19 protein-coding genes are annotated in these 19994 nt (G+C 70.1%); 9 read left to right on the forward strand and 10 right to left on the reverse strand.

Annotated elements, in window-relative coordinates; translation table 11 throughout:
* Positions 1-16: 16 nt before the first annotated feature.
* Both ACTWPT_RS28330 and ACTWPT_RS28335 read right to left on the reverse strand, forming a co-directional pair.
* Positions 17-688, reverse strand: coding sequence for a ribonuclease HII (locus tag ACTWPT_RS28330; protein ID WP_443180509.1), 672 nt, complete (start codon positions 686-688; stop codon positions 17-19).
* 87 nt (positions 689-775) lie between these two features.
* Positions 776-1732, reverse strand: coding sequence for a LysR family transcriptional regulator (locus tag ACTWPT_RS28335; protein ID WP_443180510.1), 957 nt, complete (start codon positions 1730-1732; stop codon positions 776-778).
* A gap of 79 nt (positions 1733-1811) precedes the next feature.
* Here ACTWPT_RS28335 and ACTWPT_RS28340 point away from each other — a divergent pair, with 79 nt between their 5' ends.
* The 3 genes from ACTWPT_RS28340 to ACTWPT_RS28350 all read left to right on the forward strand — a co-directional run bounded on the left by ACTWPT_RS28340 (position 1812) and on the right by ACTWPT_RS28350 (position 7134).
* Complete coding sequence (locus ACTWPT_RS28340) at positions 1812-3047, forward strand: pyridoxal phosphate-dependent aminotransferase (RefSeq protein ID WP_443180511.1); 1236 nt, start codon at positions 1812-1814, stop codon at positions 3045-3047.
* A gap of 170 nt (positions 3048-3217) precedes the next feature.
* On the forward strand, positions 3218-3862 hold the full coding sequence (locus ACTWPT_RS28345; protein ID WP_443180512.1) for a GNAT family N-acetyltransferase: 645 nt from the start codon (positions 3218-3220) through the stop codon (positions 3860-3862).
* A gap of 254 nt (positions 3863-4116) precedes the next feature.
* A complete protein-coding gene (locus tag ACTWPT_RS28350) occupies positions 4117-7134 on the forward strand; it encodes an AfsR/SARP family transcriptional regulator (protein ID WP_443180513.1) in 3018 nt (1005 codons plus the stop codon).
* 278 nt (positions 7135-7412) lie between these two features.
* On the opposite strand, the gene ACTWPT_RS28355 is transcribed toward ACTWPT_RS28350, so the two are convergent.
* Positions 7413-8816 (reverse strand): DUF7059 domain-containing protein, encoded by a 1404-nt coding sequence (locus tag ACTWPT_RS28355; protein ID WP_443180514.1) that lies wholly within the window; start codon positions 8814-8816, stop codon positions 7413-7415.
* A 301-nt stretch (positions 8817-9117) separates the two neighbouring features.
* On the opposite strand from ACTWPT_RS28355, the gene ACTWPT_RS28360 reads away from it, so the two are divergent.
* Entirely contained in the window at positions 9118-9420 is a 303-nt protein-coding gene (locus ACTWPT_RS28360; RefSeq protein WP_443180515.1) for a hypothetical protein, read from the forward strand.
* A 44-nt stretch (positions 9421-9464) separates the two neighbouring features.
* Here ACTWPT_RS28360 and ACTWPT_RS28365 read toward each other — a convergent pair whose 3' ends face one another.
* From ACTWPT_RS28365 to ACTWPT_RS28375, 3 genes are all read right to left on the reverse strand, one after another.
* A complete protein-coding gene (locus tag ACTWPT_RS28365) occupies positions 9465-10418 on the reverse strand; it encodes a 2-hydroxyacid dehydrogenase (RefSeq protein ID WP_443180516.1) in 954 nt (317 codons plus the stop codon).
* A gap of 140 nt (positions 10419-10558) precedes the next feature.
* Entirely contained in the window at positions 10559-11155 is a 597-nt protein-coding gene (locus tag ACTWPT_RS28370; protein ID WP_443180517.1) for a TetR/AcrR family transcriptional regulator, read from the reverse strand.
* On the reverse strand, positions 11152-11769 hold the full coding sequence (locus tag ACTWPT_RS28375; RefSeq protein WP_443180518.1) for a GNAT family N-acetyltransferase: 618 nt from the start codon (positions 11767-11769) through the stop codon (positions 11152-11154). Before ACTWPT_RS28375 ends, ACTWPT_RS28370 begins: the two co-directional genes overlap by 4 nt.
* On the opposite strand from ACTWPT_RS28375, the gene ACTWPT_RS28380 reads away from it, so the two are divergent.
* The 4 genes from ACTWPT_RS28380 to ACTWPT_RS28395 all read left to right on the forward strand — a co-directional run bounded on the left by ACTWPT_RS28380 (position 11726) and on the right by ACTWPT_RS28395 (position 15237).
* The gene (locus tag ACTWPT_RS28380; protein WP_443180519.1) at positions 11726-12268 is read left to right on the forward strand and encodes a winged helix-turn-helix transcriptional regulator; all 543 of its coding nucleotides are present in this window, start codon (positions 11726-11728) and stop codon (positions 12266-12268) included. The two genes, ACTWPT_RS28375 and ACTWPT_RS28380, sit on opposite strands and share 44 nt — an antisense overlap.
* A 51-nt stretch (positions 12269-12319) precedes the next feature.
* Positions 12320-13123 (forward strand): SURF1 family cytochrome oxidase biogenesis protein, encoded by an 804-nt coding sequence (locus ACTWPT_RS28385; protein ID WP_443180520.1) that lies wholly within the window; start codon positions 12320-12322, stop codon positions 13121-13123.
* A 10-nt stretch (positions 13124-13133) separates the two neighbouring features.
* Complete coding sequence (locus ACTWPT_RS28390) at positions 13134-13877, forward strand: tyrosine-protein phosphatase (RefSeq protein WP_443180521.1); 744 nt, start codon at positions 13134-13136, stop codon at positions 13875-13877.
* A gap of 163 nt (positions 13878-14040) precedes the next feature.
* Complete coding sequence (locus tag ACTWPT_RS28395) at positions 14041-15237, forward strand: amidohydrolase family protein (protein ID WP_443180522.1); 1197 nt, start codon at positions 14041-14043, stop codon at positions 15235-15237.
* Here ACTWPT_RS28395 and ACTWPT_RS28400 read toward each other — a convergent pair.
* The 4 genes from ACTWPT_RS28400 to ACTWPT_RS28415 are packed head-to-tail and all read right to left on the reverse strand — an operon-like array spanning position 15234 to position 18743.
* Entirely contained in the window at positions 15234-15587 is a 354-nt protein-coding gene (locus ACTWPT_RS28400; protein WP_443180523.1) for a YkvA family protein, read from the reverse strand. The two genes, ACTWPT_RS28395 and ACTWPT_RS28400, sit on opposite strands and share 4 nt — an antisense overlap.
* A 43-nt stretch (positions 15588-15630) precedes the next feature.
* A complete protein-coding gene (locus tag ACTWPT_RS28405; RefSeq protein WP_443180524.1) occupies positions 15631-17058 on the reverse strand; it encodes an amidase in 1428 nt (475 codons plus the stop codon).
* Positions 17059-17061: 3 nt separating this feature from the next.
* On the reverse strand, positions 17062-18021 hold the full coding sequence (locus tag ACTWPT_RS28410) for an LLM class F420-dependent oxidoreductase (protein ID WP_443180525.1): 960 nt from the start codon (positions 18019-18021) through the stop codon (positions 17062-17064).
* Between the two features lie 53 nt (positions 18022-18074).
* Positions 18075-18743, reverse strand: coding sequence for a TetR family transcriptional regulator (locus tag ACTWPT_RS28415; protein ID WP_443180526.1), 669 nt, complete (start codon positions 18741-18743; stop codon positions 18075-18077).
* 264 nt (positions 18744-19007) lie between these two features.
* On the opposite strand from ACTWPT_RS28415, the gene ACTWPT_RS28420 reads away from it, so the two are divergent.
* Positions 19008-19988, forward strand: a complete 981-nt coding sequence (locus ACTWPT_RS28420; RefSeq protein ID WP_443180527.1) for a hypothetical protein — start codon at positions 19008-19010, stop codon at positions 19986-19988.
* Positions 19989-19994 lie beyond the last annotated feature (6 nt).

Raw genomic sequence — 19994 nt, forward strand, 5'->3', positions numbered from 1 at the left:
CGTCGATGCCTGACCGTCAGCCGAACAGGGTGACCTGGCCCTCGCAGGCGAGCGGGTCCCGGTGCAGCTTCAAGTGCCGCCACTGCGGGAGATCGTCCAGGTACGACCACGAGAGCCGGTGGTGCGGGGTGGGCCCCAGCCGGGCCAGGGCCTCCTGATGGACAGGTGAGGGGTAGCCGGCGTTGTCGGCGAAGCCGTACTCCTCGCACCCGATCGTGCCCATGTAGGCGTCGCGCCGGACCTTGGCCAGGACGGACGCGGCGGCTACCGAGACGCTGGCCGCGTCCCCCTTGACCTCCAGGCGCACCGGCCAGGGGGCGCCGATGTAGTCGTGCTTGCCGTCCAGGATCACCGCGTCCGGGCGCGCGGGGAGCGCCTCCAGGGCGCGCCTGGCGGCCCGGCGCAGGGCCTCCGTCATGCCGAGCGTGTCGATCTCCGTGTGCGTGGCCTCGCCGTACCCGACGCCGGCCGCCCACCCGGCCAGCTCGGTCGCCAGCGGCCCGCGCCTGGCGGCGGTGACCTGCTTGGAGTCCGTCAGTCCCGGCGGCGGCTCCGACAGGTCGGTGACGACCGCGCACACCGTGACAGGGCCGGCCCAGGCGCCCCGGCCCACCTCGTCGACGCCCGCCACGGTGCGGACGCTCGCCTGGGAGAGCAGCAACTGCTCGATCTCGTACGTCGGCGCCATGACAGCAGACGCTACCGGCAGCCGCGTCTTTCACGTGCGCCACTTCGTCACCGGCCATCTCCCTAAAAGGGAGTCGCCGTGAGGAGGCTAGTCGTCGTCGTCGGTCTTGTGCCGGTCCGCCAGACGCAACGGCTCCAGATCGGCGGCGATGTACCGGGCGGCCACGTGGATGGCCCGCAGCGTGACCGACACCGAGGGGCGGTGCACGCTGGAGCCCCGGGCCACGGCATGCACGTCGCGCCCGACCGGATTGCCGGGGAAATGGCGTACGGCCAGCCCGCGGATCCCTGCCGCCAGTGCGAGCGCGGGCACGGCGGCGATGCCGATGCCCTTGGCAACGAGCGAGAGGATCGTTCCCAGCCCCTCGAACTCCCACGGCGTCGGCCGGGTGCCGCCCACGTCCACCAGCAGCCGGTCCACCGCCAGCCGCGATGGCTCGCCGTCAGGCGTGGCCATCCACGGCTCGTCGCGCAGCTCGCGCAGGTCGAGCGGCGCCTCTGGATCGGCAAGGCGGTGTTTGCGCGGCACGACCAGCACCAGGGGATCGCGCAGCAGCGGGAAGACCCGCAGGCTCTCACTGTCGCGTACCCGCCCGTACCAGTCGTCGACCAGCGCGATGTCCACCTCGCCCGACTGCACCTCCCGCATGCCCCGCCCCGACCTGCTCTGCCTCAGCCGCAGCGTCAGATCGGTGTGCCGGCGCAGCGTGCGCGCCAGCGCAGGCGCGAAGGCCACCGCCGCCGTCGGGAAGGCGGTGAGCACCACCCGCCCCGCGGGGGTGCCCGCGTGCGCCGACAGGTCGGACTCGGCCTCCTCGACCATGGACAGGATGCGCTCGGCGTGCGCGACCAGCCGGCGACCCGCGTCGGTCAGCTCGGCGCTCCGCGCGGTGCGGTCGATGAGGACCGTGCCGGCCTCCCGTTCCAGCGCCACGAGTTGCTGGGAAACCGCCGACGGGCTGTAGCCGAGCGAAGCGGCGGTCGCGGCGATGCTGCCGCGACGGGCGAATTCGCAGATCAGGACCAAACGCCGCAATTCGAGCATCAGACTTCCTTATGCCTACCCACTAAAAGCCTCGCTTGTGGTGATGCCTTCATCCAACCACCCTGGGAACGTGACAACTATGAGCGTTACCCTCTCTGCCACTCTGGCGGCCAATGAGGACATCGAACGAAGACGACGCGCCGGGGAACGTGTGCTGAACCTGGCCTTCGGTGAGGCGGGGCTGCCCGTCCACCCGGCGCTGCGCGACAAGCTGGCCGCCGCATCAGAACGCAACGGCTACGGGCCGGTCGCGGGGGCGGCCGGGTTGCGGGCCGCGGCAGCGGGCTACTGGGAACGACGGGGGCTCATCACCGACCCCGAGCTGGTCGTCTGCGGACCGGGCAGCAAGTCGCTGCTGTACGGCCTGCTCCTGGCGATCGGCGGAGACATCGTCCTGCCCATGCCCAGCTGGGTCAGCTACGCCGCACAGGCCGACCTTGTGGGCTCGCGCCCCATCCTGGTGCCCGCACCACCAGGAGAGGGCGGAGTTCCGGACCCCGACCTCGTCGCCGCCGAAGTGCATCTGGCCAGGGCCCAAGGCAGGACCGTGCGATCCGTGCTGGTCACGCTGCCCGACAACCCGACGGGACGGCTGGCCTCGCCGGAGAGCATCCGCCGCCTGGCGGACCTCGCCCGCGAGCTCGACCTGATGATCATCTCGGACGAGATCTACCGGGACCTGATGCACGACCCGGCCCTGCCGTACACCTCGCCCGCCGATCTCGCGCCCGAGCGCACGATCATCACCACCGGGCTGAGCAAGAGCCTGGCGCTGGGCGGCTGGCGGATCGGTGTGGCCAGACTGCCCGCGGGCGCGCACGCGTTGCGCAGGCAACTGCTGGCGGTGGCCAGCGAGATCTGGTCGTCGCCCGCCGCTCCCGTCCAGGAGGCCGCGGCCTACGCCTTCGACGAGCCCATGGAGTTGACCGCGCGCGTCGCGCTCAGCCGCCGGCTGCACGGCACGATGGCGCGGGCGGTGTACGAGAGGTTCACCGAGGTGGGGGCCGCCGTGCCGGTCCCGCAGGGCGGTTTCTACCTCTACCCGGACCTGAGCCACCTGCGACTCGGCGGCTCGGCAGAAATCACCAAGATCCTGCTGGAGGAGCACGGCATCGGCGTCCTGCCCGGGCACGCGTTCGGCGACGACCCGGCCGCGGCCAGGACGCGGGTGGCGGTCAGCCTCCTCTACGGCGAGACGACCGAGCAACGTATGGCCGCTCTGACCAGCCAAGACCCGCTCCAGCTGCCGTGGATCGCGGACAGTCTCGACCATCTGTCGATGGGCCTGAAGGAGGTCGCACTGGTACGGCACTGACCGTCGCACGGACGTCATGTCACAGTTAGGCGAATCTTTCCCCAAGAACCGGTTTACTATCCCCCAAAAGGGGGCCCTGACCTGCAGAAACACCCTGTCTGCAGAAACCTGCAAAAGATCTTCCTAACTGCATGGTTACGTGCACCGTGCGCACCCCCCATCATGTGCACATGCCCGCTCTTGTCACCCTGTCCGGGCGCTCCGTGCGCCTGGAACCTCTCAGCCTCGCGGCGGTCGATGACCTTGTCGCGGCGGCGGGTGAAGACCGTTCCACATACGCCTTCACTCGTGTCCCGAATGGCCGGGACGAGATGGCCTCCTACGTGGAGGCCGCTATGGCTGAGCAGGCGGAGGGCCGCACATTGCCCTTCGCCATCCGGTGGCTGAACACCGACCGCGTGGTCGGTGCCACCCGTCTCATGCACCTGGAGTACTGGCAGGGCCCCATGCCATGGCCTCCGGGTGCACGCAGTGCGGTGGGCGAGATCCCGTCCGTGGCCGACATCGGTTACACCTGGCTGGGCGCCTGCGCCCAGGGCACGGGGGTCAACCGGGAGAGCAAGTTCCTGATGCTCTCGCACGCCTTCGAGACATGGAACGTCCACCGCATCACTCTGAAGGCAGACGTACGTAACACCAGATCCCGGGCCGCCATCGAGGCCCTCGGCGCACACTTCGACGGGGTGCGGCGAGCGGAAAGCCGAGGCGCCGACAACACGGTCCGAGATACCGCGTTCTACTCGATCCTGAACTCCGAATGGCCGCTCGTACGGGAGCGTCTGGCCATGCGGCTGGGACTGGTCGAGGCAGCCTGAGAACCCGTCCACCACGGCCCCGCCCCAATTTCTTGGGCGGGGCCGGTATTTTTCGCTGCCTACATTCGCTCTACATGACACGCCCCCGCGGTGCGTCATGCCTAGCCGACACGATCAGCATCCAGGGGCGCGCTCAACACCTGATTAAAGGCGGATCAACAGCTCGGTTAACGATCAACCTGGATCTAGGTGACGGGCAAGGATAGACCTATCATTTGGTAACAAATCGTTCCATTGGCTTGGAGACAGACGGCATGGCTGGTCAGAGCATTGAGGGCGGGCTGCGGTTCGCCGTGCTCGGTCCTGTCCGCGCGTGGCGTGATGGCCAGGAACTCGACCTGGGCACCCCGCTGCAGCGTTCCATTCTCGGCATGCTGCTCCTGCGGGAAGGCCGCGCGGTCACACCCAACGAGATGATCGACGCGGTCTGGGGCGAGGACGCGCCGCCACGCGCCCTGGGAGCGCTCCGCACCTACGTCTCCAGGCTGCGTACGGTGCTGGAGCCGGAGCGGCCGGCCCGCTCCCGGCCGGAGCTGCTGACCTCCATAGGCCGGGGCTACGCGCTGCGGCTGCCCGAGGACGGGCTGGACCTGACCAGGTTCGAGCGCGGCATCGCCGGCGCCGAGACCGCGCGCAAGAGCGGCCGGTTAGCCGAGGCCGCCGACGGGCTGCGGGCCGCGCTCGCGTTGTTCGAGGGCGAGCCGCTGGCCGGCGCCGTGGGACCGTACGCCGAGCACCAGCGCGACCGGCTGATCGAGCGGCGCATCAGCGTCGTCGAGACGCTCATGGACATGGACCTGGAGCTGGGCAACCACGCGAAGATCGTCTCCGAGCTGATCGCGCTGACCGCCGACCACCCGCTGCGCGAGCGGCTGCGGGCCCAGCTCATGCTGGCCCTCTACCGGTGCGGGCGGCAGGGCGACGCGCTCAACGTCTTCACCGAGACGCGCGAGGCGCTGATCGACGAGCTCGGCATCGAGCCGGGGCCCGAGCTGACGGCGCTGCACCAGCGCATCCTGGCCGCCGACCCGGCGCTGGCCGCCGCGCCGGTCCCCGCCGAGGCGCCCCAGCGCCGGCAGCAGGGCGAGCCCGCCGCCGAGGAGGAACCGCCGCACGCTCACGAGCTGCCCCGGCCTGCCCAGCTGCCCGCCGCCGTCAACGACTTCACCGGCCGAAGGGAGCTGGCCGGACGCCTGCGCTCGCTGCTGTCGGCCCAGTCGCCTTCAGCCGAGGGCGTACCGGTCGCAGCGATCTCCGGCATCGGCGGTGTCGGCAAGACCACGCTGGCCGTGCACGTGGCGCACGCGGCGGACGACCTGTTCCCCGACGGCCAGCTCTATGCCGATCTACAGGGCTATACCGACGAGGCGACCGCGCCCGAGTCGGCACTGGGCGGGTTCCTGCGTGCGCTCGGCATCCCGCCGGACGTGATCCCCGACGGGCTCGCGGAGCGGTCGGCCCTGTTCCGGTCGATCCTGGCCGACCGCCGCATCCTCGTGCTGCTGGACAATGCCCGTGACGCCCGGCAGGTCGCCTCGCTGCTGCCGGGCTCGCCCGGGTGCGCGGCCATCGTGACCAGCCGCGGCAAGCTGGCCGACCTGCCGTCGGCCAGGCTCATCGACCTGGACGTGATGGAGCCGGACGAGGCGCTGTCGCTGTTCGCGGCGGTGGCCGGGCCCGAGCGGGTGGCGGCCGAGCACGGCGCGGCCATGGACGTGGTGGCCGCCTGCGGCTTCCTGCCGCTGGCCGTGCGGATCGTGGCCGCCAGGCTGGCCGCGCGCCCGTCGTGGACGGTCGCCTCGCTGGTGCCCAGGCTGGCCGACGAGCAGCGCCGCCTGGACGAGATGCGGGTGGGCAACCTGGCCGTGGAGGCTACGTTCGCGCTGGGGTATGGGCAGATGGGATCCCGCGCGGCGCGGGCGTTCCGCCTGCTGTCGCTGCCCAACGGACCTGGTATCTCCTGCGGGGCCGCGGCGGCCGTGTTGGCCATGAGTGCGTTCGAGGCCGAGGAAGTGCTGGAGTCGCTCGTGGACGCGAGCCTGCTGGAGGCGCCCGCGCCCGGCCGCTACCGCTTCCACGGCCTGCTCAAGCTGTTCGCCCGCCGCGAGCTCGACAAGAGCGAGCCGCCCCAGGCCCGTGCCCTGGCGCTGCGCCGGCTGCTCGGCTTCTACCTGGCCTCGGCCCAGTCCGCGCACCGGCTGGCGTACGAGGGCAGCATGATCCCGGCCAACCTGGTGGTGGTCGGCAGCGGGCGGGCGTTCGACTCCGCCGACGAGGCCGTGGCGTGGCTGATCTCCGAGGGCGACTCGTTGTTCGCGGCCATCAACCAGGCCGCCGCGGCCGCGCGTACCGGAGAGCAGCTGCTGCCGGCCGCCGACCTGCTGGTCGCGATGGAGCCGCTGCTCGAGTCCGGCACCCACACGCGCGAGTTCGACCAGGGCACCCGCGCTGTGCTGGCCACCGCGCAGAGCATCGGCGATCAGGCGGGCGAACTGCGCGCCCGCTACGTGCTGGGCCGGGTCCTGTTCGCCGGCAACCGGCTGCGGGAGGCCGAGGAGCAGTTCAGGCGCGTACACAAGTTGTCGGCCGAGCGGGGCGAGAAGATCGTCATGGGCGAGGTGCTCAATGCCCTGGCCGTCGTCGTCGGCAGGCAGCGCCGCCACACCGAGGCCCTGGCGCTGTTCGACGCGGCGATGGGCTTCTACCGCGAGAACGGCGTGCCGGCCGGCGAGGCCCTGGTCCTCAGCTATTCGGCCCGTGACCACCTGGGCCTGGGGCAGGCCGAGGACGCCATCGCGGCGGCGGAGAAGGGCCTGGCCATCTTCACCGAGATCGGCAGCGGCGCCGGCACCGCCCGGGCCCGCTACCACCTCGGCATCGTCCTGTCCCGGGTCGGCCGGCTCACCGAGGCCGTGCACCACCACGCCGAGTGCCTGGCCTTCTTCCGGGCCAGCAAGCAGCGCGTCTGGGAGCAGCGCGTGTGCTCCCGGCTGGCCGAGACGTTCATCGCGGCCGAGCGTCACTCCGACGCCGTACGCCACGCGGAGCAGGCTCTGGTGGTCTCCCGCGAGATCGGCCACCCCTACGGCGAGGCGCTCTCGCTGACCGTGCTGGGCAAGGCGCTACGCGGCCTCGGCAGCGTGACGAGGAGCTCGGACTGCCTACGGCAGGCCTTCGAGATCTTCTCCAGGCTCGGCGCTCCGGAGGCCGGGGATCTCAAAGTGCTGCTCGACAACATCCCCGACCCCGCCGGGAAGGTCGTCGAGTCCTGAGTACAGCTCATCGTCCAGACGTGTCATCCACACATGGTTGATCAAGACTGTCCTTAGGGAGTCACGATGGCGCTCGTGATCGGCGCCAAACGATTCAGCCCGGCCGGTCATCTTCACCACCACGCGTCGCTAGGGGGCCCGGTTATCCGGATGCTCCGCGTGGCGGCTAGCCGCCTCACACAGACGACCGGCCGGACCTGACACGGCCCTCGAACCCCCCAGGTCCGTGTCCTGACAAGAGCCTCCACCCAAGGGGTCAACGTCTAATCAACGGCGGATTAAAGCACGAAGTAACCCTCGGCGATGAGGGGCCGGACCGCGTCGGAATCGGCGATCTCGCCGTCACCCACCAGCTCGGCGATGACGTTGAGCAGCGGGCCGAGCGCCAGCTCGCCGTCGCACACGCCGGCCAGCGCGGCCTCCACCGTGCCGACCTCCCGGCTGCGCCGCAACCCCTGCGTCTGACGCAGCACGATGCGGATCGGGTCCTCCGCGCCCGGCAACCCGATCCGCTCGTCGAGCAGGCCGTCGACGGTACGCAGCCGCGCGGCGTCGAGCCCCCTGGCCCGGTGCGCGGTGGCGATCGAGTCGAGCACGGAGTCCACGTAGTCGCCGACCGGGAGCACGACCTGGTGGGCAAGATGCTCGACGCGGACGACCGGGTCGAGCGTGCCGGAGTTGCGCATGGTGATCCAGCCGAAGCCGATGCCCTCGACCTTGCGCTCGTCGAACCAGGCCAGCCAGCGGTCGTACAGCTCCGCGTAGCGTGCCGTGCCCTGCTCGGCCGCGTCCCTGAGCCACAGCTCGACGTATTCGGCCGGATCCTGCACGTCCCTCTGGACGACCCAGGCGTCGCAGCCGGTCTCGCGCAACCAGCCGCCCACCCGGTCGTGCCAGTCCTCGCCCTCGACGTGCAGCCAGTTGGCCAGGAAGTGGGCCTGGCCGCCGGGATTGAGGTGGCGGGGCGTCCGGCGTACGAGGTCGCGGCAGAAGCCGTCGCCGTCGGCGCCCGACTCACGATAGGTCAGCGTCCGCTCCAGCGCGGGAGCGATGACGAACGGCGGGTTGCTCACGATCAGGTCGAATCCCTCGTCCTCGATCGGCTCGTACATCGAGCCCGCCCGCGTCCGCACACCCTCGACGCCGGACAACGCCCAGCTCAGCCTGGCCAGCTCCAGGGCTCGCGGGTTGAGATCGGTGGCCACGATCTCCTCCGCCCTCCCAGCCAGGTGCAGCACCTGCACGCCGCACCCGGTGCCCAGATCGAGCGCACGCTGGACCGGGCGGCGGGTGACCAGCTGCGCCAGGTTCGCCGACGCTCCGCCGGCGCCCACGACGTGGTCGGGACGCAGCGCGGGGTCGCCGGGCCGCACCTTGCGGTCGGAGACCAGGTAGCCGCCGGTCTCCCAGGGCTGGAGGTGGACGTTCGCGCGGACCTGGTCGCCGTCGGCCGTGACCAGCCCGGAGTCGAGGACCTCCGGCACCACGTCCGCGGCGGGGACGGGGACGCCCAGCCACCACAACCTGATCAACGTCGCCAGCGGGTCACCGTCCGCGGTCGCGCGTAGGGCCGGGACCAGCTCCTCGCGGGCCAGGGCCGACGCGGCCATGCTCCCTAGTCGATCGCGTACGCCGTCGATGGTGTAGCCGGTCTCCAGGAGATGATGGCGCAGTCGTTCCACAAGTCCATCTTTTCACCACGGGCGCCCCCGCATGATCCGATACTGAACCGATTCGCGCTCGCACGGGGCTCCGCTGGTTACGCAAGCTGCCGCTCTCCGCCCCAGGCTCGCCGCACTGTGCTCATGGTCGCGCTCGCACGGGGCTCCGCTGGTCACGCAAGCTGCCGCTCTCCGCCCCAGGCTCGCCGCTCCGCTCAGTGCCCATACTGTTACTTACGTCGCCAAGCGTTCTGCAAGCGGGGCACAAGTGGGGCGCGGTATCTCTATGGATGCCAGCACGTCACCCCGAGGAGTGGACCCCATGCTGATCCCTTGCTTGGCCTGCGAGTCCCGGTTCGGGCCTGACGAGTACTTCAGCGCATGCTCCGACTACAACCGCGGCTTGGACCTGGTCTCGTGGACGTGCCCACGCTGCGGGAACCGCGACGATCTGCGGGTGTTGCCCGGGGAGCTGGGGTTCGGCTATCCGCACCGTGGCAGGTTCGCCGTGCACGACCGGGTCCGCGTGCCCGGCCTGCGCAGGCAGCGCTGGGATCTGCGCCTGGACATCTCACTCGACCGAGCCAGCTGGCGCGTGCCCACGCGCATCCGGCAACCCGCTTGACCGGACTGAGGCTGGGCAAGCGTGCCCACCTGATCGAACAGGGGCTATGCGGGCGCAGCGGCGGGCTCGGGGTCCTCTCCGCGCAACAGCCGGGTGATGTCCGCCACCAGAGCCTCCGCCAGCTCCTCCCTGGTCTCCCCCGTCGCCTCGCCCAGGCGGGGCGTCAGCACCACGTTCGGCAGGCCGATCAGAGGATGTGACGGGTCGAGCCACTCGCCTTCGAAGTGGTCCAGCCCCGCGCCGCCCACTTGACCCCAGCGCAACGCGTCGACCAGCGCCGTCAGGTCGTGCAGCGCGCCACGCGAGGTGTTGAGGTAGATCGCCCCCGGCCGCATCGCGCGGAATTCGGCGTACCCGAACAGGCCCCTCGTCTCGGCGGTGAGCGGCACGTGCAGCGACACCACGTCCGCCTCCGCCAAAAGCGCGGGCAGCGTGTGGGTGGCCTCGGGCACGTGCGGATCGCACGCGATCACCCGCATCCCGAGGCCCTCGCAGCGCCAGCGCATCGCCCTGCCGACGCGCCCGAGCCCGACGATGCCGAGCGTCCTGCCGGTGAGCCGGCGGCCGCGGTGGCGCTGCGCCGGCGGCACCTTGCTCCGGTAGACGCGCCCACGGCGTACCTCTCTGTCGGCCGTCACGATGTGCCTGCTGACCGCGAACATCAGCGCCAGCGTCAGCTCGGCGATCGCATCGGGGTCGCGGTCGCGGGCGTGCAACACGCTGACGCCGTACTCGGCGGCCAGGGCCAGGTCGACGCTCGTGGGCAGGCCCATGACGGCCACGACGTCCAACTGCAGGCTGAGCACCGACGCGCGGACCTGGTCCCCGTCGGTGACGAGCACGGTCGCACCGGTCTCGACGACCAGATCGGCCAGTTGCTCATCAGTGAAACCGAGGCTCGGGCGTGCGGGAACCTCGATCAGATCGGTCACCTCGCCCAGGCGGGCGAGCGCGCGCTCCGGCAAGGCGGGCAGTACGAGCGCCCGAGGTCGTCTCACATTGAGGACAATAACACCACAGACCGTACTCAGATCATCGCTCCCCGCACTGGTCCGGCCATCCCCGTCGGGTGCGCGCGTCGCCGCCGCCGGCACCCCTCCGATGCCGGCTAGGGCATTGGGCCCCGGACGCGCGCATGTTACTCCGGACGCTGGCGGAGGCTGTGCCAGGCGGCCTCGCCCAGGCCCTTGATCTCCTCCTCCGTCGGCGTGTGCGCACCGGCGAACCACAGCCGGCACATCTCCTGCGCAGGCCCCAGCCACAGCACGTAGCACATGGTCGGGTGGACGGGCTGGAGCAGGCCGTTCTTCATGTGCGGCCGCCACCAGTCAGAGACCTGGCGGAAGAACGTCCGCCGCTGCTCGGCCACCTCGGCCCCGCCCGGCTCCTGCTTGCGCGGCGGCCGCTCGCTGATCAGGAGCCGGGCCCGCTCCGGGTGCTCTCCCGCCCACCGCATATGGAAGGCCACGACGGCCTCGATACCGTCGCGCGCCTCCTGGTGGCTGACCAGCTCGGCGAGGAAGGCGCCCTGGTAGGCGGTGAGGATCTCGCCGTACAGCACGCCGAAGACATGTTCTTTGCTGGCGAAGTGGTGGTAGAAGCTGCCGACGCTTACGCCACTCTCCTCGCGGAGGCTGGCCAGCGTCGTGGCCGACACCCCGTCCTGGCTGAAACGGCGAAGGGCACCCTCGATGATGCGGGTCCGGCCGTCGCGTCCGTTCTTGACACTCTTCACACTGTCAATGGTGTGGCACCAGAACCTTGTTCCGCAAATAATGCGGCTTGATCAATCATAGCGGTCACCTCAACCGATCCGGAAGTGACCTTCATCTCGGCCTCCGGCCACAACCTGCGGATGAGCCTCAGCACCCGCCGGTTCTCCCCCATCACGTCCATGCCGACGGTTCTCGCACCCCGTACGGCGGCCCTGAGCAGCAGCGTCTGGATCAGCCTCGGCCCGAGCCCGAACCCCTGCCACTGATCGGTCACCACCACCGCGATCTCCACGTCGGCGCAGTCGCCCTTGTAGCTCATGGCGTGGCCGACGATCTCATCCCCGTCGATGGTCGCCACGAGCGCGTCCCTGCGCTCGTCCACCGCGATCAGCTTGCGCACGAGACCGGTGGCCGGCGTGGTGATGCCGGTGAAGAACCGCAGCGTCTGGGTGTGCAGCGACAACCCGGTCAGGAAGCGTCTGATCCGTTCCTCGTCGTCTGGACGAGCCGGCCGGATCTGAGTTCCATGCATAGACTCAGCCTGCCCGCTCGATCTGAGTCTGTCAATTGAACTCAGGTATAATGCAAAAATGAACGTTCCCTTCCGGGTGAACAACTGCTCGATCGAGCGCACCCTGGACATCGTCGGGGAGAAGTGGACCTTCCTGGTGCTACGCGAGGCGTTCAGCGGCGTGCGAAGGTTCGCCGACATGCAGGCCATCACGGGCGCCCCCCGCCAGGTGCTCAGCGCGCGCCTGGCCCGGCTGGTCGACGAGGGCCTGCTCCGCAAGGTGCCCTACCAGGAGCCCGGGCAGCGGCAGCGCGACGAATACCGGCTCACCGAGAAAGGTCGCGATCTCTATCCGCTGCTGGTCGCGCTCATGCACTGGGGCGACAAATACCTGGCCGACGAGGAGGGCCCGCCCGTGCTACTCACGCACCGCGACTGCGGCGCCCCCATCGAGCAGCATTTCCGCTGCGCCGAGGGCCATGAGGTCGCCGGGCCGCGCGAGGTGAGCCCGGTGCCCGGGGCTGGCGCCGAGCGCCTGAGCGGCGAGCCTGGGGCGGAGAGCGGCAGCTTGCGTGACCAGCGGAGCCCCTTGCAAGCGCGACCATGGACGCAGAGCGCCTAAGCAGGCAAGGCGCGTACAGGGGCACCGGTGCCGGTGCCTAACCTTGAAAGCGTGTACCGGTTCCTTCTGACGCCCCGATGGCTGGCGCTGCACCTAGTGGTGCTGCTGGTCATCCCCGCCTTCGTGTTCCTCGGGCGGTGGCAGTTCGGGCGTTTCGAGGAGCGGTCCGCCAACAGCGAGCGGGTCACCGCCAACATCGAGGCCGCCCCGGTGCCGCTGGAGCGGCTCGCGGCGCCCGGGCAGCAGGTCGAGGAGACAGACCGGTTCAGGTCCGTGACCGCCGCCGGCACGTACGACCCGTCCCACGCCCTCGTGGTACGCCGCCGCCCCCAGGAGGGCCGCAACGGCTTCTACGTCCTGACTCCGCTCGTCACGGGCAACGGCGCGGCCGTCCTCATAAACAGAGGCTGGGTCCAGGCGGGCGCAACCGCCGACACCCCGCCCGACGTGCCCCCTCCGCCCACCGGTCAGGTAACTGTCACCGGGCGGCTACGGCTCAGCGAGACCGAGAAGTCCAGCGGGATCCGTGATCTGCCCGGGCTGCCGCCCGGCCAGGTGCTGCTGATCAACGCCGACAAGATCGGGAAAGGGCTGCCATACCGGCTGGTGGGCGGGTACGTGGAATTGACCGCACAGCAGCCCGCGACCTCCCCGGCGCCCGCGCCGGTGCCCGAGCCCGACGTGGGCTCCGGAGGCGGGCTGAACCTGGCGTACGGGGTGCAGTGGTGGTTGTTCATCGGGATCGCGATCGGCGGATGGATCCTGCTCATCCGGCGTGAGCTCGCCGAGCGCCGAGTCAAGGAGCGGTCCGGCGAGGCGTCGCCGGCCCAGGAGGCGGGAACGCCTGCCACGTAAGGTGGTGGGGGTGATCCGCCACATTGAATTCAGCAATCTCTGCAATTTCCGTGACGTGGGTGGATATGCCACCAATGACGGCCGCACCGTCCAGTGGCAGCGGCTCTACCGTGCCGATTCCCTGGGCTGGCTGGCCGGGGATGATCTCCAGGCCTTCCGCGCGCTGCGCGTGCGTACCGTCATCGACCTGCGGCACCCGTTCGAGGTCGAGAAGGCCGGACGGGTGCCCGAGACCGAGGGGCAGAGCTACCACAATCTGCCCATCGAGGGCCGCCGCTGGGATACGACCCCCTACCGCGAGGTGATCGACGTCGCCCGATACCTGGCCGACCGGTATCTGGAGGTGACCGAGGACGGCGTCGAGAACCTCAGGACGGCCTTGGAGACGATCGCGAAGTCGGACAACGCGCCTGTGGTGATTCATTGTGCGGCGGGCAAGGACCGCACCGGCGTGCTGGCCGCGCTGGTCCTGTCGCTGGCCGGCGTGGACGAGGACGACATCGTGGCGGACTATGCGCTCACCGGCCTGGCCACCGAACGTTTCATCGCCGACTGGCGCAAGCGGCGTCCCGACGCGCCCCTGTGGCCGGGATTCGGGCTGGCGCCCGCCGAGACCATGCGCTTGTTCCTGGCTGATCTGGCGAGCCGGCACGGCTCCGTGGAGGCGTACGTCACCCAGGTCCTCCAGGTCTCCCACGCCGCGATCAGCGACCTACGCGAGCATCTCCTGACTGAAGGAACATCGGAGGGGTAGGGGGTGCCGGGGTTCGCATGAGCAGCACCCTCTCTCAGCGGACCCTCAACGCCCGGGATCGCCCGCATTCCCCCTCCCGGCGGTCCCGGGTGCCGCCACTCGGATATCCAACGGATACGTCGCAGCTTGTTCGACGTTATCCGCTCGTCGTACGGTTACGTGCGTGACTACGCCGCTGCTTCCCGACCCTGACCCGAGGCGGCGCGACTACGTGATCATCTCCGCCGACGATCACTTGATCGAGCCTCCTGACCTCTTCGAGGGCAGGCTGCCGGAGAAATATGCCGAGGTCGCGCCCAAGGTCGTGGAGACGGAGGCGGGTCACCAGGTCTGGCGCTACGGCGGGGCCACCTACCCGTGCGCCGGGATCGACGTCGGCGCCGGGCTGCCCCGCGAGCAGTGGACGCTGGACCCGGTGAGGTTCGAGCAGATGCGCCCCGGCTGCCACGACATCGAGGCCCGCATCAACGACATGGACGTGGCCGGCATCTGGGCGGCGCTGTGCTTCCCCGGCATGCTGGCCGGACAGTCCGGCATGCCGTTCGCCAGGACCCGCGACCAGGAGCTCGGCCTCGCCCTCGTCAGGGCGTGGAACGACTGGCACATCGACGTCTGGGCGGGCACCTATCCCGAGCGGATCATCGGCCTGCAACTGCCGTGGCTGCCCGATCCCGACGTGGCGGCCAAGGAGATCAGGGCCAACGCCGCGCGGGGTTTCAAGGCCGTCGTCTTCCCCGAGTTCCCGACCCGCCTGCGGTTGCCGTCGATCCACACCGGCCACTGGGACCCGTTCTTCGCCGCCTGCGAGGAGACCGGCACCGTGGTGTGCCTGCACACCGGCGACTCGTCCTGGTCTCCTGTGCCGTCGCCGGACACGCCCATCGAGGCGATCACCACGCTGATGCCCACCAGCGCCATGTTCGCCTGCGCCGACTGGCTCTGGTCGGGCGTCCCGCTGCGTTTCCCCTCGCTGCGCATCCTCATCGTGGAGGGCGGCGTGGGCTGGCTGCCGATGCTGGCCGAGCGCGCCGACTACGCCCTCGACCACCCGGTCGCCGGTGAGGCGTCCTGGGACGGCGGGCTCAAGCCCAGCGAGGTGCTACGCCGCAACTTCTTCTTCGGCACGCTCGACGACCACGCGCTGTCGGGGGTGCGCCTCGCCGTCGGGCTCGACCACGTGCTGCAGGAGAGCGGTTACCCGCACTCCGACTCGACCTGGCCCGACACGCAGAAGTCCGTGGCCCGCAACCTCGGCGCGCTACCGCCCGCCGACATCGCCAGGGTCGCGTACGGCAACGCGGCCCGGCTGTTCGGGCACCCGCTGCCGTCCCGCGCCTGGTTGCGGATGGAGGAGATCTAACCTTCCTGCTCGGCGAGCCTGCCCTGGATGACGCGGCGCTCGTGCTCGACGTAGCGCCCGCTCTCGCCGAGCAGCGAGGCCAGCAGCCACAGGAACACACCGAAATCGTCGGCGACGCCGATCACCAGGAGGAATTCGGGCAGGACGTCGACCGGGGACAGGATGTAGACCACGCCGAGGCCCAGCAGCGCGAGCTTGCTCTTGCCCATGCCCGCGTACTGTCCGCGCATCACCGCGCCGATCAGGCGCGGGATCGCCCGCACCCTGGTCATCAGGCCTGGCGACCCAGGCTTGGTCACTTCGCGGTACGTCCGCCACGCCGCCGCTGCCCGTGCTGCCTTCGCCATCATGTCGGACCCCCTACCCCCGCCTTTTCACGACATAACGTGTCGCTCAGGCGAGAGGTTCCATGGCCGGGTGCTCGAACGGCCTGGCCTGCTCTATCTGCGCCGCCACCCTGATCAGCAGGTCCTCCCGGCCGGTCGCCGCCACGAGTTGCACGCCCACCGGCAGGCCGGCCGCGGTCCTGTGCAGCGGCAATGAGATGGCGGGCTGGCCGGTCGCGTTGACCGGCGAGGTGTACGACACGGCGTGCCCGGTCCTGCCGAAGGCAAGGCTGAGATCATCGGGCGGGATCCAGCCCAGCGGGAACGGCGCGACCGCCAGCGACGGCATCAGCAGCAGGTCGTGGCCCGCGCTCCACCACGCGGCCATGCGGCGGCGGAAGGCGTCCATCCACTGCGTGGCCTGGATGTGCTCGGCCGCGCTGTGCGTGCGCGCGACGCTCACCATGGCGGCGTTACGTGGCTCCAGCTCGTCCAGCTCGACCGTCTTGCCGCGGAGCTCACCCAGAGTCGCGACCTGCGCGGCGAGGTTGTTGGCCACGATTGTGCCGAAGTGCCCGGAGAAGTCGCGGTCGCCGAGCGCTTCGGGGCCGCCCGGCGCCACGTCGTGGCCGAGCGACTCCAGCAGCGCCGCCGCCCCGGTAACGGCCTCGGTCAGCTCGGGCACCTCGGGCACGTCGCCTCTCGGATGCGTGGTGACGTACCCGATCCGCAGCCGCCCCGGGTCCCTGCCGACCTCGGCGGCCAGCGGCCCCGGCAGGGCGGGAGCCTCGTACGGGTCGCCCGGGTGGAACCCGGAGACGACGTCCAGCGCGGCGGCCGTGTCGCGGACGGTCCTGGTGACGAAACCCGGGCACGAGAAGCCGCTCCAGCCCTCCCCCAGGGCCGGCCCCAGACTCACCCGGCCGCGCGACGGCTTGAGCCCCACCAGCCCGCACAGGGACGCTGGGATGCGGATCGACCCGCCGCCGTCGCTGGCGGTGGCCAGCGCCACCATCCCCGCCGCCACCGCCGCGGCCGAGCCGCCGCTGGACCCGCCGGCCGAATACGCCGGATCGTACGGGTTCCGCGTCGGCCCGAACGCCACCGGCTCCGTGGTGATCGTGCTGCCGAACTCGGGTGTGTTCGTCCGCCCGAGCACCACGAACCCGGCCTCGCGCAGCCGCGTGACCCCGTAGCCGTCCTCGGCTGCCTCGACACCGTCCCGCACATTCGATCCTGCGGCGTACGGCTCACCCGCCTGCCGCCACCCGAGGTCCTTCAGCAGGATCGGCACGCCCGCGAACGGGGCACCCGCCGGTACGGAATCGAGCTCGGCCAGCGCCCGCTCGAAGCGACGGTAGATGACGGCGTTGAGCTCACCGTCGCGGGCCTCGATGGCCGCGATCGCGGCCTCGGCCAGCTCCCGCGCCGACACCTGGCCGTTCTTGATCGCCAGTGCCTGCCCGACCGCGTCCAGCTTCAGTACGTCACGCATGTGCTACTCCTTGGGGGCCAGGTCCCGTACAGCCTGCTCGATGGGGATCTCCCCGCCCGGGATGGGGGCGAGGACGGGAGTGTCGAGGCCGTTGTCCACGTACTGCTGGATCCTGGCCCGGCAGGTGGCCGCGTCGCCGTGCACGATCAGCGCGTCCACCACGTCGTCGGGGATGGCCTTGAGCGCCGCCTGACGGTCGCCGGCCGCCCACGCCTCGTGCATGGGCCGTAGCACCTCGCCCCGGCCCAGCCAATCGTGGAACGCGGCGTACACGGGGACGGTCAGGTAGCTGGCGAGCATCCATCTGGCCATTTCGCGGACCTTGTCGGTGTCCTCGCTCACGCACACGAACAGGCGGGCGATCAGCTCGGTGTCCGGGCCGATCTCGGCGCGTACCCGGCGCACGTCGTCGGGTGAGAGCCAGTTCGTGATCGCGCCGTCGGCCTCCTCCGCGGCCAGGTGGAGCATCCGCGGCCGCAGCGCGGCCAGCACGATCTTCGGCTGGACCTTGGGCGCCCGCTCCAGCTTGAACCCCTTGATCTCGAACGTCTCGTACGCCTCCGAGACCTTCTCCCCAGCCAGCGCCGCTTTCAGAAATCGGAGCGTGTCCCGGGTACGCGCGTACGGCTTGGTGAACTCGCCGGCGTTCCATCGCTCGACGATCGCCGGCGAGGACGCGCCGATGCCCAGCACGAACCGCCCGGGCGCCAGGTCGGCCAGCGTGGCCGCGGACATGGCGAGCAGGCCCGGGCCACGGGTGGAGACGGGCACGATGGCGCTGCCCAGCCTGATCCCCGGCGCCCACTGGGCGGCCAGGGCCAGCGGCGTGAAACCGTCGGCGCCGTTGACCTCGGCCGACCACGCGTCGGTGTAGCCGAGCCCCGGCAGTTCCGCGATGAGTTCCTGGGACCTCGACAGGGAGCGGTCGTAGAAGGGGATCGTCATGCCCCAGTTCTGCGTCATTCACGGCCTCCAGATCTTTAAGGCCGACCATACCAACCGCTCGGTATGTCCCCCTAGGCGCGCAACTCGTGGACCGCCGCGATGAAGTCCTTGGTGATGCCCCGCAGCCCCGGCAGATGCGACAGGCCGACCAGCCGGTCCACCAGCGGCACCGTGACCTCGATCAGCCGGTACGTGCGCGCGCAGCCCGGCGAGGTGTCGTGCACCCAGAACAGGACCATGCCCATGGACAGCAGCCAGAGCAACTCGGGCAGTTCCTCCCGCAGCTCGGCGTTCATGCGGTCGCGCGACCCCTCCACGACCTGGCGGTAAATGGCGATGGAGGCTTCGCGGGCCGGGGACGACTGCGCGCTGAAAGGGCTCAGGGGGTTGGTGGGCTCGGCCGCGTGCTTGAAGAATTTCACGGCGAACTCGTGGTAGGGCTCGGACACGCGTACCCACTCGCGCAACACGCCGCTCAGCCGGGCCGCGAACAACGTCTCGGTGGCCAGAAACTCCCTGCAGGCCTCCTCGTGCTCGGCCTGGGCGCGGTCGTAGTACGCCTGGATCAACGCCTCCTTGCTGTCGAAGTAGTAATAGGCGTTGCCCACGGAGACCCCGGCCTCGGCGGCGATGGCGCGCATCGTGGTCGCGTCGAAGCCACGCTCCCTGAACAGTCGCAACGCCGTCTCGACGATGACCTCGCGGGTGCTCTCCGATCCGCGGTTTCGGGTTTGGGACACGTCCGTCACTTTACGTCGGTATGCGCCCTCGAGCAGGAAACCTGCTCATCAAACTGACGATCCACCGCCACACCGGTCAGGACCGCAGCGGCAGTCCGATTTCGCTGGTTTCCTGCTCGTTGGTCATGAAGGCGCACGGTGATCACCGTCACAAGGCAAAGTTGCCTCCGGGGCAGGAGTTATCTCGTGTGAATGGTGGGATTGTCGATTGTGGCGGAAGGGCTATTTCCGCGAAAAGGCATCGACATGTGGATACGTGGAACAGTGCGCCTCACCGTAGTCGCGCTCTTCGGCATAGAGACCACCATAATCGCGCTCGCCTCGGCCGCCTCCGCGGCCACCCAATCCGATGGGGGGCCGGCGGTGAGCAGCCCGTACGAGGCCGAGCTCCGCTACGGGCCGCCGGGGTCCGGACATCCGGGCACGAACGGGGCGCTCTCCGACGCACTCGGCCCGCGGAACGGAACCTTGACGCTCCAGCGCCTCATGAGGGCCACAGGAGATCTTCAGGATGTCCAGGACTGGCAACCGACATACGACGACGGCCTCTCCTGGACCATGCAGGACATGAGAGGCCCTCAGGAGAGCCAGAAACGGCCTCCTGCGGCCCAGGAGCCCCCTGAGGCGTACACGCCCCAGGGGGAGACGCAGCAGCGCTCTCCGGCACCTACGGCGGCACCCGCGAAGAAGACCGATCAGACGCGGACACAAGAGGACGCGACCCGGACCCGGAAGGCCGCGAGCAAGGCCAAGTCCCTGCGCAGCTCCGTGCGTAACGGAGTGGTGCGCATCCCGCTGGGCCGCAAGCAACTGACCATCGACCTGAACCGCGCCCTGCCCAGGCAGGCGGCCGTGCGCATGTCCCACGGCACGGCGACCGGCTGGCTGGAGAGCGCGGGACTGCGGACGAGGTCCACCGGCAACTGCACGAGCAAGCACCTGCACCACTGCACCTCTCTCGACGAGGTGCGGACCGGCACGATCGTGCGCGCCATTGAACTGAAGCAGCAGAGCGGCTGCCCCATCATGGTCACGGGCGGCACGGAGGCAGGCCACGCGCCGGGCCAGTTCAGCCACGGCAACGGCTACAAGCTGGACATCGGCCACAACTCCTGCATCGACCGCTATATCACCGCGAACCATGAGAGGGTCGGCACCCGCAGCGACGGCGCCGCGCTCTACCGCTCCGGCTCAGGCCCGACGTTCGCCGACGAGAGCGACCACTGGGACATCCTCTTCAAGTGACGGACG

The sequence above is a fragment of the Nonomuraea sp. 3N208 genome, from assembly GCF_052245935.1.
GTDB lineage: Bacteria > Actinomycetota > Actinomycetes > Streptosporangiales > Streptosporangiaceae > Nonomuraea.

Bases quoted from the DNA above. Each gene is read 5' to 3' on its own strand.
- ACTWPT_RS28330 (WP_443180509.1), bottom strand. From the start codon at position 688: ATGGCGCCGACGTACGAGATCGAGCAGTTGCTGCTCTCCCAGGCGAGC.
- ACTWPT_RS28335 (WP_443180510.1), bottom strand. From the start codon at position 1,732: ATGCTCGAATTGCGGCGTTTGGTCCTGATCTGCGAATTCGCCCGTCGC.
- ACTWPT_RS28340 (WP_443180511.1), top strand. From the start codon at position 1,812: ATGAGCGTTACCCTCTCTGCCACTCTGGCGGCCAATGAGGACATCGAA.
- ACTWPT_RS28345 (WP_443180512.1), top strand. From the start codon at position 3,218: ATGCCCGCTCTTGTCACCCTGTCCGGGCGCTCCGTGCGCCTGGAACCT.
- ACTWPT_RS28350 (WP_443180513.1), top strand. From the start codon at position 4,117: ATGGCTGGTCAGAGCATTGAGGGCGGGCTGCGGTTCGCCGTGCTCGGT.
- ACTWPT_RS28360 (WP_443180515.1), top strand. From the start codon at position 9,118: ATGCTGATCCCTTGCTTGGCCTGCGAGTCCCGGTTCGGGCCTGACGAG.
- ACTWPT_RS28380 (WP_443180519.1), top strand. From the start codon at position 11,726: ATGAACGTTCCCTTCCGGGTGAACAACTGCTCGATCGAGCGCACCCTG.
- ACTWPT_RS28400 (WP_443180523.1), bottom strand. From the start codon at position 15,587: ATGATGGCGAAGGCAGCACGGGCAGCGGCGGCGTGGCGGACGTACCGC.
- ACTWPT_RS28405 (WP_443180524.1), bottom strand. From the start codon at position 17,058: ATGCGTGACGTACTGAAGCTGGACGCGGTCGGGCAGGCACTGGCGATC.
- ACTWPT_RS28410 (WP_443180525.1), bottom strand. From the start codon at position 18,021: ATGACGCAGAACTGGGGCATGACGATCCCCTTCTACGACCGCTCCCTG.